This is a genomic window from uncultured Pigmentiphaga sp. (assembly GCF_937950555.1).
GTDB lineage: Bacteria > Pseudomonadota > Gammaproteobacteria > Burkholderiales > Burkholderiaceae_B > Pigmentiphaga.
In genome coordinates this window covers 1-14,803 of record NZ_CALFCW010000056.1, presented here as the reverse complement: position 1 = coordinate 14,803, position 14,803 = coordinate 1, and the positions used below count along the sequence as shown (strand labels likewise).

Sequence of the window (14,803 nt, the reverse complement as noted above, 5' to 3'; positions counted from 1 at the left end):
CGGGCAGGTGACCGGGCAGAGCTACACCCCCGGCAATATCGCCCAGCATGCCTTCCTGTGGGATGGCAGCAGCATGCTGGACCTGAACGACCTGATCCCCTCGGGATCGGGCTGGATCCTGATCTCGGCTCAAGGCATCAACGATGCAGGCCAGATTACCGGCTACGGCATCCTCAATGGTCAGAGCCATGCTTTCCTCCTAACGCCAGCGGTCCCGGTGCCGGAGCCTGGAACGCTGGCGCTGTTTGGCGTCGGCCTTGCAGCTCTTGGGCTGGTTCGTCGCAAGTGCGTCTGAGTAAAGACGCGCGCTGCGTCGAGGCGGCGAGCATGGCAACCACACTCCGCCGATGCTCCGCCTCGGCCGCCTGCGCGGCGGCCACCTCAGCCCGCTCATGGTCCAGGTCAGGATCGGGGGCCGCCAGGGCTTCGGCGGCATCCTCGGCGGCGCGGGCCAGGAAGGCGGCGCGATCAGGCGCCTCGGTCGAAAATGCATTTTTCGGCGGCGTATGGTCCCGAATATCCCGAAAACCCCGAAAACCTTCCGTGTCCTTGGCAGGCTGCCCCCGGCGGGGGGGTTTTGGGGTTTTCGTGGTTGTCGGGACCATAGGGGGACAAAAATCGCTTTTTTGCCCCCACCCCTGCGCCGGCCCGGAACGCGGCCAGGAACCGGCTCATGGCGCCGTCCCGAACAGGCGGGGGTTCACCCGGAAGTCGCCACGCGGCCGGCCGCCCTGCCCGGTGCGCGGCGCCTTGGCCAGCCAACGCGCCTCCATGAAAAACCGGCACGCGGCTTTCACCGCATCGCTGTCCCGAAGCCCTGGCAACCTGGCGCCGTCGCGGATGGCCGAGACGTTCACTACCTCCGGCTTCGTCTCCATGATCCAGGCGGCCAGGGTCCGGGCGTTGCGCTCGTCCTCGGGGATGGCAGCATCGCCCAGCACCCGCAGCGCCATGGGCAGGAAGTAGGCGTCCATCAGCCCGGCGGCGGCCTCCATCGCCCGCCGCGTTATGCACTCCGGCTCCGCCCCGTCGCCCTCGGACCACCACAAGTATTCCAGCACCAGCGCGAGCCGGAGGGCTTGGCCGCGTGCCTTGCCGATGGAGGATTTCAGCAGCCCGTGCGCCGCCGCCTCGCGGTCCTGCATCTCGCGCGCGAATTCCACCAGCACCGGCTGGGCGTCATCCGCGAGGCGGACATAGGAGGGCACCGGGTCGCCCGCGTCGTTCTTCGCCATCGTCAGGTCCGCCAGCCGTTGCAGAGCGGTGGCCGCCTGATAGGGGTCGCCGGCATCGCGTGGCCGGTCGAAACGGCGCGTCGCCTCCGGCCAGGCCCAGAGGAACCGCGAGGCCAGCCCATCATCGGCGCCGTCGAGAATATCCGCCAGCCGCTCCGGCTGGATCGTGCCGAAGGCCGGCAAGGTCAGGTGCGGGATGAAGATCGGCACCGGGTATTTCTGCCGGTCAATCTGGTAGGGGCCGCCGTTGTAGGCTTCCAGCCAGAAGGGCCGATCCGTCCCGCCATTGGAGTAGCGCGACAGATTCAGCAGCCAGCCGGCCATCTCGTCGCGCAGGTTCAGCACGCCTTTCGGCAGCCCGGCCAGCAATGGCCCGATGGACACCACTGTTGCGTCGATCACGCTGGCGCGCGGCCGGACCGGCTTCGGCGGGATCGTCGCCGCCTCCGGCTTCGCCGGCACCGGATCGCCGGCCTTGATCGCGCGCGCCACGTCCTTTTCCCATTGCTTCAGCGCGGCGCGCGCCACTGCCTCCACCTCCTGCCAGCGTTGCACCTCGGCCGGATAGTCTCGGCCCATGTGCGCCTCCACCAGCCGCAGCACGTCGCGCGTGACGGTGGAGGCGCCGGAGGACTTGCCGGAGGATGGATTGCCAACGCTGCCGCACCACAGGGCCGGCGGCTCGGCCCAGCCGCGCCAGGCGCTCGCCCACCGGGCGTTGCCCAACAGCGCCGAGGCCACGGCCAGGAGCGGCATGGCGACGTAATCCGGTGGCGCATTGGCGCCCTCGGCGGCGCGGCCGATCCGGCCGGCCCAGAAGTCTCCGAACACGTCCAGCGGCAGGTCGGGCGCCCTGGCCGCAGAGCGGTGCGGCACCTCCATGGCAGGTGCCGGCCACGGCGCGGCCTCGGCCGCGATGGCACGCAGCGTATGCAGGCCAACGAGAGCCGGCGGGCTGCGGTGATAGTTGGCCCACCGGCCTTCCACCTCGGCGGCGTCATAGGATGGGTTTTGCTTGGCCCAGTCGCGGAACAGCGCCAGCCCTTCATCGGCGCCGCCCAATGCGGCGAAGATCGCCATGCCGATGCGGTTGAACCGCTCCCAGTCGGCCAGCCCGGTGTTCGGGATGCGGGCCAGCACCTCGGCCACCTCGGCCGGAGCGGCATGGGCTCCGGGGCGAGGCTGGCCCTGCCGCTGGCCCGCCCGTTGGACCTTCGGCGCCTCTGCCCCGATCCAGGGCGCCACCGTGGCGAAGAAGGTGGTGATCTGGTCCTCCGTCACCGCCGGCAGCGCGCGCAGCGGCGTCGCTTCCAGCGGCACCGGGCGCCAGCGCAGCAGGGCGCCGGAGGGGTGTCGGCCGCTGGCGTGGAATTGCTGGCCTCGGCCCAACACTTCCAGCTTCCCCGCCGTGCCGGTCAGCACGCGCTTGGGCGGCTCGCCCTCGGCCGCACGATAGACCAGCAGGCGCCGGCCGCTGTTCTCGCGCCAGCGCACCGGAGCCGGGCCGAAGCGGGCTGTGGCCTCGGCCTCGATGCGCGCGGCCAACTCAGCATCATCAAGATCAATGTCCAGCGCGCGCAGCCCGTCGCAGAGGATTCCGGTATTCAGCGCCTCGGGACGCGGCGGCGCCTCGGCCGCCTCGGGCGGATCGCGCCGTGCCCGGTTCGGCCAGGAGCCGCCCCAGGGGTGTTTGTCGCCGCTGTACAGCGCCACCGGGCGATAGCCGGCCTTCCACAGCCGAGCGCGCAGAGCGGCGACGGTGCCGAGATCGTGAGGGATGTGGAACTTGGACTTGACTTGGTTTCGTGGAGCCCCCGCGGCTTTCGTCGGAGGTGTCCACGATGGGCGGAACACAGCCCGCCTACCCGCTGGAGTTCCGGCGGCAGATGGTCGAGCTGGTCCGGGCCGGGCGGGACCCGGAGGACCTCGCCCGCGAGTTCGAGCCTTCCGCGCAGGCGATCCGCAACTGGGTCCGTCAGGCGGAGCGTGACGGGGGTCAGCGCACGGACGGGCTGACCACGGGCGAGCGGGAGGAGCTGGCGCGGCTGCGCCGCGAGAACCGCCAGCTGCGCCAGGAGCGCGCCATCCTGGCAAAGGCGGCAGCCTGGTTCGCCAGGGAGACCGGCGCGATCCCGCCCGGATCTTCGAGTTCATGGGCGCGAACCAGGCCGAATTCCCCATCGCCACCATGGCGCGCGTGCTCGGTGTTTCCGGGGCGGGCTACCACGCCTGGCGCCGCCGCCCTGCCTCGGCCCGGGCCATGTCGGACGCCGCGCTGTTGAAGCGCGTCCGGACCATCCACGCCATCTCGCGCGGCACCTACGGGGCGCCGCGCGTCCATGCCGAGCTACGGGCAGGAGGAGAAAGGCACGGGCGCAAGCGGATCGCACGCCTAATGCGTGAGACCGGCATCGCCGGCGTCAGTCGGCGCAAGGGGACATGCACCACCACGCGGCGCGAACCGGAGGCCCGGCCGGCGCCGGATCTGGTGAAGCGCGACTTCACCGCCACCGCGCCCGACCAGCTCTGGGTCGCCGACATCACCCACATCCCGACCTGGACAGGGTTCCTCGACCTCGCCGTGGTGCTGGACGCGTTCAGCCGCCGCGTCGTCGGCTGGGCGATGGCCAACCATCTCAGGGCTGAACTCGTGCTCGCCGCCCTCGACATGGCCATCGGCCGGCGCAGGCCGGACGACGTCATCCACCACTCCGACCAGGGCAGCCAGTACGCCTCGGTGGCGTTCGGCAAGCGCTGCGAGGAGGCCGGTGTGTGGCCGTCGATGGGCTCGGTCGGAGACGCCTACGGCAACGCCATGGCGGAGAGCTTCTTCGCCACCCTGGAATGCGAGCTGCTGGATCGCCACAGCTTCCGCTCCCAGGCCGAGGCGCGCATGGCGGTCTTCAGCTACATCGAGGGCTGGTACAACCCGAGCCGCCGGCACTCCGCGCTCGGCTACCTGTCGCCCATCAGCTATGAGGAGGAGACGAGGACAGAACCGTAATCACCCAGGCATCCATAGCTCCACAGAAGCGGGGCAAGTCCAATGAACCGCCCCAGCTTCGGAGGCTGGTTGGCTTGGGTTACGCCGCCATAGCGGGTTGGGCTTCACCCCCTTTCGGGCTCTTCCGCAGGAAGCGTGGATCATGCGGCGAGGAGCACACGGCGTCGAAGGAGGTTGAAACTGCTGCGCCCGAAAGCCTGGCGCTTCAGCAGTTTGAGCTTCCCGACCTGGCCCTCCGTTTGAGCGTCGCCCGTCTGCAGTGCCGCAACCAGGGTGTTCACGAACCTGGCGAACCCGGAGGCTGATAGCTCTAACTAGCTCGCTAGGCAGCGGGGCACGGAATCTCGCGGAAATGGCAGCTTTCCCATGCCTGCCATATTCCAAGTTCAAGCTGGCGCCCTTTCCCTTTTCCGCCCCATTCACCGCCCGCGGCAGCTCCCGGGCCGGATTTCATGACGATTGCAAGACATTTCCAGTTGTGCCAAATGGCAGCGCTAAGTGATTGAGAGCATGCGACAAGGCCGATGCTCGCGGCGCATACCACGGCAAGCTCCAGCCTCAACCTCGCAGGCCTGCGGTCTCGAGGCATGCCGAACCCCTGGCTGCTGCCCTGGCTCGCCTCGGGCAGCCGGGCGCGCTGGGTTGTCGCCAACCTTGTCGTAGCAACACTTTATGCGGGGCTTGGCGCCATAGTTGGGCGCTTTTTCGGCGCCTATGGCCTGTTCCCGGCGCCGATCTGGCTGCCCGCCGGCATCGCCTGCGTCGTCTGCATGGTCGGCGGCGCCGGGCTGCTGCCCGGCGTGTTCGTCGGCTCCTGCATCGTTAACTGGCTGGTCTTTGGTTCGCCGCTGCATGTGGCGGCGGCGATGTCCGTCAGCAATGCCGCCGGCCCCTGGATCGGCGCTGTGGCCACACGCTTCCTGCGACCGCCGAGTGGTCTGTTCACCCGCTTCATCGGCGTGGTTGGCTTCATCCTCGGCAGCGTGGTACTGCATGCGACGGTCACTGCCGCCGGCGGCACGTTCGCCCTTGCGCTCGGCCAACCCCTTTCGACGGAAGAGGTTTACCGGACTTTCTGGAGCTGGTGGCTCTGTGACAGTGGCGGGACCTTCTTCTTCGCACCTGCCCTGCTGCTCTGGCTGGGTGCGGAGCGCACGCCGCACGCGGTCGATCGAGCACCTTCTCCGCTCGATACCCTCGTTCTGCTCAGCACCATCGCCGCGGCCGCCTTGCTTTTCGCCGTACCCGGCCTGGGCCGCCTGGTGCGACCGGATGCCGTCTTCCTCCTGACCGTTCCACTGTCCTGGATCACGCTCCGCATTTCGCTCCGCGCCGCCTACACGCTGCTGACGCTGATCTGCATCACGGCAACGGTCGGGACCGTGATCGGCGAAGGCCCCTTTCATGCACCGAGCGTCGTGAACCCCTTGCAATCGGTCAGCCTTATGACCGTGCTCTTCGCCATGGACGCGCTGACCCTGATCGCGCTGACCAGCGAACGACGTGAGGCCGAGTTCCGCTTGGCCAGGACCCAGGGCACGCTGAAGCGGGCAGTGGCCCGCACCGAAATGCTCCGGCGCGAAGCCTTGACCGATCCTTTGACCGGCATCGGCAACCGGCGCTTCTTCATGGCCAATGCCGGCATGGCGCTGGAGCGCGCTAGACAGGCGAACCAGCGCCTCTCGCTGATCTTGCTCGATCTCGATCACTTCAAGCAGCTCAATGACACCGGTGGCCATGCGACGGGCGATGCGGCGCTGCAGGCCATCGCGCAGACCCTGACCGGCTTGGTCCGCAGCGAGGACATCCTGGCCCGCATTGGCGGCGAGGAATTCGCTGTCGTCCTGCCACAGATCGGCTTGGCTGGCGCAGCCGAGATCGCCGAGCGGCTGCGGCGGGCGGTGGCGTCTCTGGCGCCCCAATCTCGTGGGACTGCTAATCTCCCACCACTCACCGCCAGCTTCGGCGTGACCGAACGCTGGCCGGCGGACTGCACGATCGAGGATCTGCTGCGGCGCGCCGATTCGGCAGTCTACGCTGCCAAAGCGAAGGGCCGCAATCGAGTGGAACTGGCTGCCGTACTGTAGCCGCTGGTCTTCCGGACCTCGGGGGAGGAGAACGGGCCGATGTCACCGATCGCTGCAAAATGCTGGCCGCCACCACGGCGTTGACGCCACCAATGGTCATCAGCCGCTCCGCCCGCGGGTCCGTCAGGGTGCGGCGGGCCAGTGTGGCGTCGAAGGTGGCCAGGTCGGCCGCAGGCCGGTCCAGCTCGCTCAGGTGGCGCGTCACCGTCCGCCGCTGATCCTCCGGGCGCGGCTGGCCGCCAGCCAAGTCCGGCCATCCTTGCTAAACAGCTTACTGCTGTAGGGCGGGATGAGATTTGCGTGCAGCACCGAATGGATTCGGTTCCTGACCCAGGTCATGTGCGAGGCGACCTGCACGCGCTTTGCGACGAGACGCCGAAGCGCCTGGGTGTCGTCGTCTGGCGACCAGACTTCTGGCAGGAACCCACTGGCATGCAGTTTGGCGAGTACGCCAGCATCGATCTTGTTGGTCTTGACTCCGCCCAGGCGATTGCCCGTACCTGGATCGGGTTGGCGATCGCCACCTTGCGTACATGCGGCGCGATCAGCCCCACCACTGTGGCCGTGTTTCCTGTTGCCTCGAATACCAGCTTGTCATCGGGCGGCGGCGCGCTGGCGAACGCCACGACGGCGTCGTGCTCGAGCACGACGTGCTCGCCTGCGCGCTGCTTCACTTCATACAGGTCCACCCCTGGTCCGCTCGGCGGCGATGCCACCAAGTTATGGCGCCGCCGGCTCACCTCAAAAATAGTATGCAACTGTAAGGACAGCGAGCGCGAACGCGACCTGCCGGTGCCGGTGATGGCCTACTACACCGTTGCGCTGGTGCTCTACCTGGGCTACGGATTGAGGAGTTTGTGACCAACTGGTAAATAAGTCGGGCAGGCAAGGACGCCGGACCGTGGCGGCGGCGTACGGGAACCAAGGGGGAGCCAAAATGCAACGACGTGACCTGCTGGCAACGATGGCAGCCATCGGACTCGGGGCCACCTCCGGCGCCCGCGCTCAGCAGCCGGCAGCTGACGCCCGCGGCAATACGCTTGTCGTTGTCACCACGCCCGAGCCCACTGTGCTGACGAACGCGATCAATTCCGCGCCCTCGGTCGCGGAACTCGGTACGAAGATCTACGACGGCCTGCTCGAATACGACATGGGCATGCAGCCGCAGCCGTCCCTGGCCGAATCCTGGGAGATGTCCGACGGCGGCAAGTCCATTGCCTTCCGCTTGCGCCGTGGTGTCACTTGGCACGACGGCCGGCCCTTCACCAGCGCTGACGTCGCCTTCTCGCTGCTCGAGGTCGTCAAGAAGTTCCACCCCCGCGGCCCCGGCAACCTTGGCCCCCTGCGGGCGGTGGACACGCCAGACGAGCACACGGCAGTGCTTCGGCTCGAGCATCCCTATCCGCCCATGATGAAGGGGCTGTCGAGCCTCGAGGCGCCGATCGTCGCGAAGCACCTCTACGAGGGCACCGACATCCGGAACAACCCGCACAACAATCGGCCGATCGGCACTGGACCCTTCCGCTTCGCCTCCTGGGAGCGTGGTGCCTCTATCACCTTGGAGAAGAATCCGAACTACTGGCGCCCCGGCCGGCCCTACCTCGACCGCATTATCTTCCGCTTCATCAACGACCCGGCCACGCGCGCCGCTGCGCTGGAGAGCGGCGAGGTGGACGTCGCCTTCTTCGGGACCATTACCCCAGCGGAAATGCGCCGCCTCGGAGCCCTGCCGCACCTTGAGATCGCGCGTGGCGGCTACGAGGCGCTGGCGCCTGTCATGCTGATGGAGTTGAACACCCGAAAGCCGCCGCTCGACGATCGGCGTGTGCGCCAGGCACTGGCCTACGCCATCGACCGCAAGTTCATCGTGGACAATATCTGGTACGGCTTTGGCAAGCCTGCGGTTGGCCCGATCTCCTCGGTCTACGCCCCCTCCGGCCTGTTCACTGACGACGTGCTGCGCTTCGACGTCCCCGATCGGATCGAACGCGCCAACGCCCTCCTCGATGCTGCAGGATATCGGCGCGGGCGCGGCGGCATTCGCTTCGAGCTGACCCAGGACGTCGGTCCTTATGGCGAGGACTACCGCCGCATGGGCGAGTACATGCGCCAGGCTTATGCGCGGATTGGCGTGCGCCTCAACTTGCGCAGCACTGACCAGGCGAGCTACGTCCGCCGCGTGTACATGGAATACGACTTCGACATGACCTCCGGCTGGTATGTCGGGATGGGCGACCCGACCCTCGGCGTGCAGCGCCAGTTCGTCACCAGCAACATCCGTCAGGGCATCCCCTTCAACAACGTTGCCCGGTACAGCGACCCAGAGAATGACCAGCTTTGGGCCCAGGCCGCGGTGGAGATGGACCCGGCGGCGCGCGCGCGGATCTTCCACGCGATCCAGCGTAAGCTGGTGGAAGACAGCCCGCTCATCTGGATCATGGAGATGGAGCTCGTCGCACTGCAGAATCGCCGCGTGAAAAATCTGATCACCAGCGCGCTCGGTGTCCGCGGCGGTCTCTACGAGACGCGGCTGGAGGGCTGAGCGGCATGACGGAGGTGCCCCCGGCAGTGACGCAGCAGGCGCCGGCTGCACGCGGCGGGGGGCGGTGGCGTTTCCTCCGCCGCCGGCTGCTCCAGGCGGTACCGGTCGTGTTGCTGATCGTCACCTGCAATTTCTTCCTGCTGCGCCTGGCGCCCGGCGACCCCGCGAGCGTCCTGGCCGGGGAAGCGGGCGCCGCGAGCCCGGAATACATGGCGCAGCTTCGTGAGCAGTTCGGCCTCGACCAGCCGCTCCTCATCCAGTACCTTGCTTACCTCTGGAACGTCGTCACGCTCGACCTCGGCTACTCATTCCGGTACCAGGAATCAAATCTCTCCCTGATCGCCGGGCGGATGTCCGCCACCCTACTGCTGATGGCGAGTTCGGTCCTGTTGTCGGTCGGGTTTGGCATGCTGCTTGGCCTTGTCGCTGCGCTGCGCCGTGACCGGGTCGAGGCCGCGCTCATCCTCCTCGCCGCAGTCCTTGCCTATGCTGCGCCGATCTTCTGGCTCGGGCTGATGTTCATCGTGCTCTTTGCGATCAAGCTTGGCTGGGTCCCGACCAGCGGGATGGTGACGGTCGGCGCGGCACATCAGGGCCTTGCCCATGTGCTCGACGTGGCCCGGCACCTGATCCTGCCCGCCGTTACCCTCTCGCTCTTCTACATGGCGCTCTACACCCGGCTGATGCGGGCCGCGGTGCTGGAGAACTTGCGGATGAATTACGTGGTGACCGCGCAGGCGAAGGGCGTGCCGCCGCGGCGCATCGTCCTGCGCCACGTGCTCCGCAACGCGGTGCTGCCGCTGATCACCATGGCGGGGGTGCAGATCGGGGGCGCGCTTGGCGGGTCCGTCGTGGTGGAGTCTGTTTTTGGCTGGCCGGGGCTCGGGCTGCTGGCTTTCGATGCGTTGCACGCGCGCGACCTTAACCTCCTGCTTGGTATCCTGAGCCTCAGCTCGGTCGTCGTGGTGCTGGCCAACCTGGTGGTCGACCTCATGTATTCCGTCATAGACCCGCGGGTGGCGCTGAGCTGATGGCCACTCTGCACCTCCCTCCAGCCTTGCGGCGCTTCCTGCGTCAGCCTGCGGCCGTCGCGGGCGCCCTAGTCCTGCTCGGCGTCGTCAGCCTGGCCGCCACGGCCGACCTGATCTACCCGGGCGACCCTTTCGACATCGTCGGCCGCCCCTATTTGCCGCCGTTCACGGATGGGCACCTCCTCGGCACCGACACGTTGGGCAGGGACATTGCCGCCGGCGTCGTCCACGGCGCGCGCGTGTCGCTCCTCATCGGCACGCTGACCGCCGTGCTGGTGACGGCCATCGCAATCCTGATCGGCGGTGCCGCGGGCTACCTTGGTGGGAAGGTGGACGATGCGCTGATGCGCTTCACTGAGCTGTTCCAGACCATCCCGTCCTTCCTTTTTGCCATCGTCGTTGTGGCCATCCTGGAGCCGTCGCTGGAGACCGTGGTGGGCGCGATCATCATCGTCTCCTGGGCACCGTTGGCGCGGCTGGTACGGGCCGAGGTGGTGGGGCTGCGCAGCCGCGAATACGTGCAGGCAGCGATCGCCATGGGCATGCGCGATGCGAGCGTGCTCGGACGGCAGATCCTGCCAAACGCTCTGCCGGCTATCTTGGTCGCCGCCTCCGTCATGGTCGCGACCGCCATCCTTTTCGAGTCCGGCCTCTCGTTCCTTGGCCTGGGCGATCCGAACGTGATGAGCTGGGGCCTAATGATCGGTGCCGGCCGTGCCGCCATCCGTACCGCCTGGTGGATGTCGGGCATCCCAGGCATCGCCATCCTGCTGACCGTACTCTCGATCAATCTCGTCGGCGACGGGCTGAACGAGGCGCTGAACCCACGCGTCGCAACGGGGAGTGGGCGATGAGCGGCGGGAGCAACGCCGATATGCCCGTCCTCCAGGTGGAGGGCCTGCGCACGATTTTCGACACGGCCGCCGGTCCGCTGGTCGCGGTAGATGGCATGGACCTCGTAGTCCGAGCCGGTGAGACGGTCGCCGTGGTCGGCGAGTCCGGCTCGGGAAAGAGCGCTCTTGCTTATTCGATCATCCGCTTGGTCCAGCCGCCGGGAAGGATCGCGGCCGGGCGCATCCTGTTGCGTGGTCGTGACATCCTGCCCCTGCCGGAGGCGGAGATGCGCGCGCTGCGTGGTCGCGACCTGGCGATGGTGTTCCAGGAACCCTCCACCAGCCTCAACCCGCTGATGCCCGTGGGTGAGCAGGTCGCTGAAGCCATCCTGCTGCACGAGTCCGGCATCTCCCGGCGGGAGGCACGCGAGCGCGCCCTCGACCTCTTCCGCTTGGTCGGCATCCCGGCGCCAGAGCGCCGGCTGGACGAGTACCCGCACCAGCTCTCTGGTGGCATGCGTCAGCGCGTGGTGATCGCCATGGCGCTGGCCTGCCACCCCGCCCTGCTACTGGCCGACGAACCAACCACCGCGCTCGACGTGACCGTGCAGGCCCAGGTGCTCGACCTGATCGGCGACCTGAAGCGCCGGTTCGGCATGGGGGTGCTCCTCATCACCCACGACCTCGGCCTGGTCGCCGACCACGCCGAGCGTGTTGCTGTCGTCTATGCCGGCCGGAAGGTGGAGGAGGGACCGACCAAGGCGGTGCTCGCCGATCCCTCGCATCCCTACACCCGTGCCCTTTTGCTTTGCCGTCCTGACCCCTGGCGCGCCGCGGACGAGCCCTTAGTAGAGATCCCTGGCGTGGTGCCGCCAGCGACCGAGCTGCCCGCCGGCTGCGCCTTCGCACCTCGCTGCCCGATAGCGGAGCTGGCCTGCACGCAGCGGCGACCGGAGCTGACGTCGGTGGGGCCTGGCCGCGTGGCCGCCTGCCATGTGGCCGCGCGCAGGAGGGAAGCGGCGTGAGCGGCACCACCATCACCACCACTGAACCGCTCCTTTCCGTCCGCGGATTGGTAAAGCGGCACCGGACCAGCGCCGGGACGATCCATGCCGTAGACGGGGTGGACCTCGACCTTGCCCCCGGGGAGGTGCTGGGGCTTGTCGGCGAGTCTGGCTGCGGCAAGTCCACCCTTGGGCGCACCCTGATCGGGCTGGAAGCAGCGGATGCGGGTTCCATCCGCTTTGGCGGCATCGAACTCGTCGGTCTTGGCCGTGCCGCGCTGCGGCCGCATCGGCGGCACATGCAGATGGTGTTCCAAGATCCCTTCGGCTCGCTCAACCCGCGCAGCACCATCGGCACGATCCTCGAGGATCCGCTACGCGTGCACGGCGTGGGCACCCGGGCGGAGCGCCGCCGTACCGTCCAGGCGCTCCTGGAACGCGTTGGTCTGCGCGCCGACGACGTGGACCGCTATCCGCACCAGTTCAGCGGCGGGCAGCGCCAGCGCATCAGCATCGCCCGCGCCATCGCGCTGAAGCCACGCCTTGTCATTTGCGACGAGGCGGTCTCAGCCCTCGACGTCTCGGTCCAGGCACAGATCGTCAACTTGCTTCGCTCGCTACGGCAGGAATACGGGCTGGCTTATTTGTTCATCTCCCACGATCTCGCGGTGGTGGGCTATCTCTCGGACCGCATCGCTGTGATGTACCTGGGCCGCATCGTGGAGATCGGGCCGAAGACGGCACTCCTGGAGCGTCCGCGGCACTTCTACACGCGAGCGCTGTTTTCAGCGTTGCCCGGCGCCTCCGGCCGTCGCGCCGAGCGCCAGAGGCTTATTGGCGAGCCACCGAGCCCACTTGATCCACCCGCGGGTTGCCGCTTCCACCCACGCTGCCCCGCCGCCACCGAGCGCTGCCGCACCGAGGTGCCCGTCATGCGCGCCTTCGGTCCGGGCCACGAGGCAGCCTGCCACGTAGCCGAATGAACGACACAACCATGACCGCCCGCACCACGACGCCGTCAAACGACGAGGCCGCGCCGCCCGCAAACCCCTTCGGCATTGGCGCCTCGGTACGCCGGCGCGAGGATCAGCGCTTCCTGCGGGGGCAAGGTCGCTACGTTGCCGACATGGTGCTGCCGGACCAAGCCCATGCGGTGTTCGTCCGCTCCCCGCACGCCCATGCGCGACTACACGGCGTGGACACTGCTGCAGCGCGCACGATGCCGGGCGTGCTGGCCGTGTTCACGGGCGCGGAACTCCGCGCCGCGGGCGTCGGCAGTCTGCCCTGTGGCTGGGTCGTCCACGACCGAGAGGGGCGCCCGAACGCGGAGCCGCCGCACTACCCGCTGGCGGTGGACAAGGTCCGGCACGTTGGGGAGCCCGTCGCCGTCGTGATTGCGGAAACGGTCGCCCAGGCCCGGGACGCCGCTGAGACGGTGGAGGTGGACTACGAGATACTCGACGCCGTCACCGACGTCAGGGCGGCCCATGCGCCGGACGCGCCGCGCGTCTGGGACCACCTGCCGAACAATCTGTGCTGCGACTGGGAAATCGGCGACCGCGCCGCCGTAGACGCAGCCTTCGCGCGTGCTGCGCACGTCGTCCGGCTAGAGCTTGTAAATAACCGACTCGTCCCGGCACCTATGGAGCCGCGCGCGGCGCTTGTCTCCTGCGACGCCGCCACCGGCCTGCACACGTTGTGGACCACCAGCCAGAACCCACACACGGTGCGCGCGACGCTGTGCAATTCGGTCCTTGGCCTTGCCGAGACGGATCTGCGGGTGATTTCGCCCGATGTCGGCGGCGGCTTTGGCACGAAGATCTTCCTCTACCCAGAGGAGACGGTCCTCACCTGGGCGACGCGTCGCGTCGGCCGGCCCATCCGCTGGGTCGCGGATCGGACGGAGGCGTTCCTGACGGACGTCCAGGGGCGCGACCACACCACGGTGGCGGAACTCGCGCTTGACGCCGAGGGGATCTTTTTGGGCCTACGGGTGCGGACCCTCGCCAATGTTGGCGCCTACCTGACCGGCGGCGCGACGGCAATCCCGACCTGGTACTATGCGCCGCTGCTCGCGGGGGTGTACCGGACGCCCGCCATCTGGTGCGGCGTCGCCCTCACATTCACCAACACCGTCAGCGTCGATGCCTATCGCGGCGCAGGCCGGCCGGAGGCGAGCTATGTGCTAGAGCGGCTCGTGGACAAGGCCGCGCGGCACATTGGCCTGGACCGGATCGAGCTGCGGCGACGCAACTTTATCCGCGCCGACCAGTTTCCCTATGCTACGCCGACCGGCCTGGAATACGATTCCGGCGACCACGAGGCGACGCTCCGGCTCGCCCTCGCGGCTGCGGACCAAGCGGGCTTCGCGGCGCGACGAGAGGCATCGCGCGCGCGGGGCCGGCTGCGCGGATTCGGTATTTCCACCTATGTGGAAATTGCCGGCGGCACACCCTCCAAGGTTCTGGGGCAGCTCGGCGGCCGTGGTGGCCGCTCGGAATCGGCACAGGTCCGGGTCCACCCAAGCGGCGCGGTTACCGTTTTTAGCGGCACGCACAGCCACGGCCAGGGGCACGAGACGACCTTCGCCCAGATTGTTGCCGACCGCCTGGGCGTACCTTTCGACCGCGTGCGCGTCGTACAGGGCGACACCGACCAGGTGCCCTTCGGCCGGGGGACGGCGGCCTCGCGTTCGCTTGTCGTCGGGGGCTCCGCCATCCTGCGTGCTGTGGACAAGATCGTCGCGAAGGGCCGTATTATCGCAGCGCACATGATGGAGGCGGCTGAGGAGGATGTGGTCTTCGAGTCGGGACTCTACCGCGTTGCCGGCACAGACCGCACCATCGCCTTCGCTGAGGTTGCGCGCGCGGCTTATACGCCGCACGATTTTCCGATCGAGCGGATCGAGCCGGGCCTGGACGAGACTGCTTTCTACGACCCAAAGAACTGGACCTTCCCCGGCGGCTGCCACGTTGCGGAGGTGGAGGTGGACCCGGAGACGGGCGTCGTCACGCTGGAGGCTGTGGTGGCTGCGGACGATCTCGGCACCATCGTCAACCCGAGATCG

At 68.1% G+C, this 14,803-nt stretch carries 11 protein-coding genes; 9 read left to right on the top strand and 2 right to left on the bottom strand.

The features are described from left to right. A partial coding sequence (locus Q0319_RS13765; RefSeq protein WP_299453488.1) for a PEP-CTERM sorting domain-containing protein occupies positions 1–295 on the top strand: 295 nt, incomplete at its 5' end. Between the two features lie 376 nt (positions 296–671). Here Q0319_RS13765 and Q0319_RS13760 read toward each other — a convergent pair. Beyond that, positions 672–3,089 carry a DUF3987 domain-containing protein gene (locus Q0319_RS13760; RefSeq protein WP_299453485.1) on the bottom strand — a complete coding sequence of 806 codons (2,418 nt, stop codon included), beginning with the start codon at positions 3,087–3,089 and terminating at the stop codon, positions 672–674. On the opposite strand from Q0319_RS13760, the gene Q0319_RS13755 reads away from it, so the two are divergent. Both Q0319_RS13755 and Q0319_RS13750 read left to right on the top strand, forming a co-directional pair. Then, positions 3,077–4,239 (top strand): IS3 family transposase gene (locus tag Q0319_RS13755; protein ID WP_299453483.1). Its coding sequence is split into 2 segments (ribosomal slippage): positions 3,077–3,335 and positions 3,335–4,239, totalling 1,164 coding nucleotides; the frame shifts between segments, so codons are not numbered across the junction. The genes Q0319_RS13760 and Q0319_RS13755 overlap by 13 nt on opposite strands. Positions 4,240–4,826: 587 nt before the next feature. Next, complete coding sequence (locus tag Q0319_RS13750) at positions 4,827–6,326, top strand: sensor domain-containing diguanylate cyclase (RefSeq protein WP_299453481.1); 1,500 nt, start codon at positions 4,827–4,829, stop codon at positions 6,324–6,326. A 201-nt stretch (positions 6,327–6,527) separates the two neighbouring features. On the opposite strand, the gene Q0319_RS19370 is transcribed toward Q0319_RS13750, so the two are convergent. Continuing rightward, the gene (locus tag Q0319_RS19370) at positions 6,528–6,764 is read right to left on the bottom strand and encodes a hypothetical protein (RefSeq protein WP_363322283.1); all 237 of its coding nucleotides are present in this window, start codon (positions 6,762–6,764) and stop codon (positions 6,528–6,530) included. Between the two features lie 499 nt (positions 6,765–7,263). Between Q0319_RS19370 and Q0319_RS13740 the strand changes: the two genes are divergently transcribed. The 6 genes from Q0319_RS13740 to Q0319_RS13715 form a co-directional block, all read left to right on the top strand. Then, entirely contained in the window at positions 7,264–8,868 is a 1,605-nt protein-coding gene (locus tag Q0319_RS13740; RefSeq protein ID WP_299453477.1) for an ABC transporter substrate-binding protein, read from the top strand. Between the two features lie 5 nt (positions 8,869–8,873). Next, a complete protein-coding gene (locus Q0319_RS13735; protein WP_299453475.1) occupies positions 8,874–9,899 on the top strand; it encodes an ABC transporter permease in 1,026 nt (341 codons plus the stop codon). Continuing rightward, positions 9,899–10,753, top strand: a complete 855-nt coding sequence (locus Q0319_RS13730) for an ABC transporter permease (protein ID WP_299453472.1) — start codon at positions 9,899–9,901, stop codon at positions 10,751–10,753. The genes Q0319_RS13735 and Q0319_RS13730 overlap by 1 nt, the downstream gene beginning before the upstream one ends. Continuing rightward, positions 10,750–11,757, top strand: a complete 1,008-nt coding sequence (locus Q0319_RS13725; protein WP_299453470.1) for an ABC transporter ATP-binding protein — start codon at positions 10,750–10,752, stop codon at positions 11,755–11,757. Before Q0319_RS13730 ends, Q0319_RS13725 begins: the two co-directional genes overlap by 4 nt. Then, positions 11,754–12,719, top strand: coding sequence for an oligopeptide/dipeptide ABC transporter ATP-binding protein (locus Q0319_RS13720; protein ID WP_299453468.1), 966 nt, complete (start codon positions 11,754–11,756; stop codon positions 12,717–12,719). The genes Q0319_RS13725 and Q0319_RS13720 overlap by 4 nt, the downstream gene beginning before the upstream one ends. Before the next feature lie 11 nt (positions 12,720–12,730). Continuing rightward, on the top strand, positions 12,731–14,803 hold a 2,073-nt coding region (locus Q0319_RS13715), incomplete at its 3' end, for a xanthine dehydrogenase family protein molybdopterin-binding subunit (protein WP_299453465.1).

What these genes read in the sequence shown, in the direction of transcription:
- Q0319_RS13750 (WP_299453481.1), top strand. Translation starts at nt 4,827, where the DNA reads ATGCCGAACCCCTGGCTGCTGCCCTGGCTCGCCTCGGGCAGCCGGGCG.
- Q0319_RS13740 (WP_299453477.1), top strand. Translation starts at nt 7,264, where the DNA reads ATGCAACGACGTGACCTGCTGGCAACGATGGCAGCCATCGGACTCGGG.
- Q0319_RS13735 (WP_299453475.1), top strand. Translation starts at nt 8,874, where the DNA reads ATGACGGAGGTGCCCCCGGCAGTGACGCAGCAGGCGCCGGCTGCACGC.
- Q0319_RS13730 (WP_299453472.1), top strand. Translation starts at nt 9,899, where the DNA reads ATGGCCACTCTGCACCTCCCTCCAGCCTTGCGGCGCTTCCTGCGTCAG.
- Q0319_RS13725 (WP_299453470.1), top strand. Translation starts at nt 10,750, where the DNA reads ATGAGCGGCGGGAGCAACGCCGATATGCCCGTCCTCCAGGTGGAGGGC.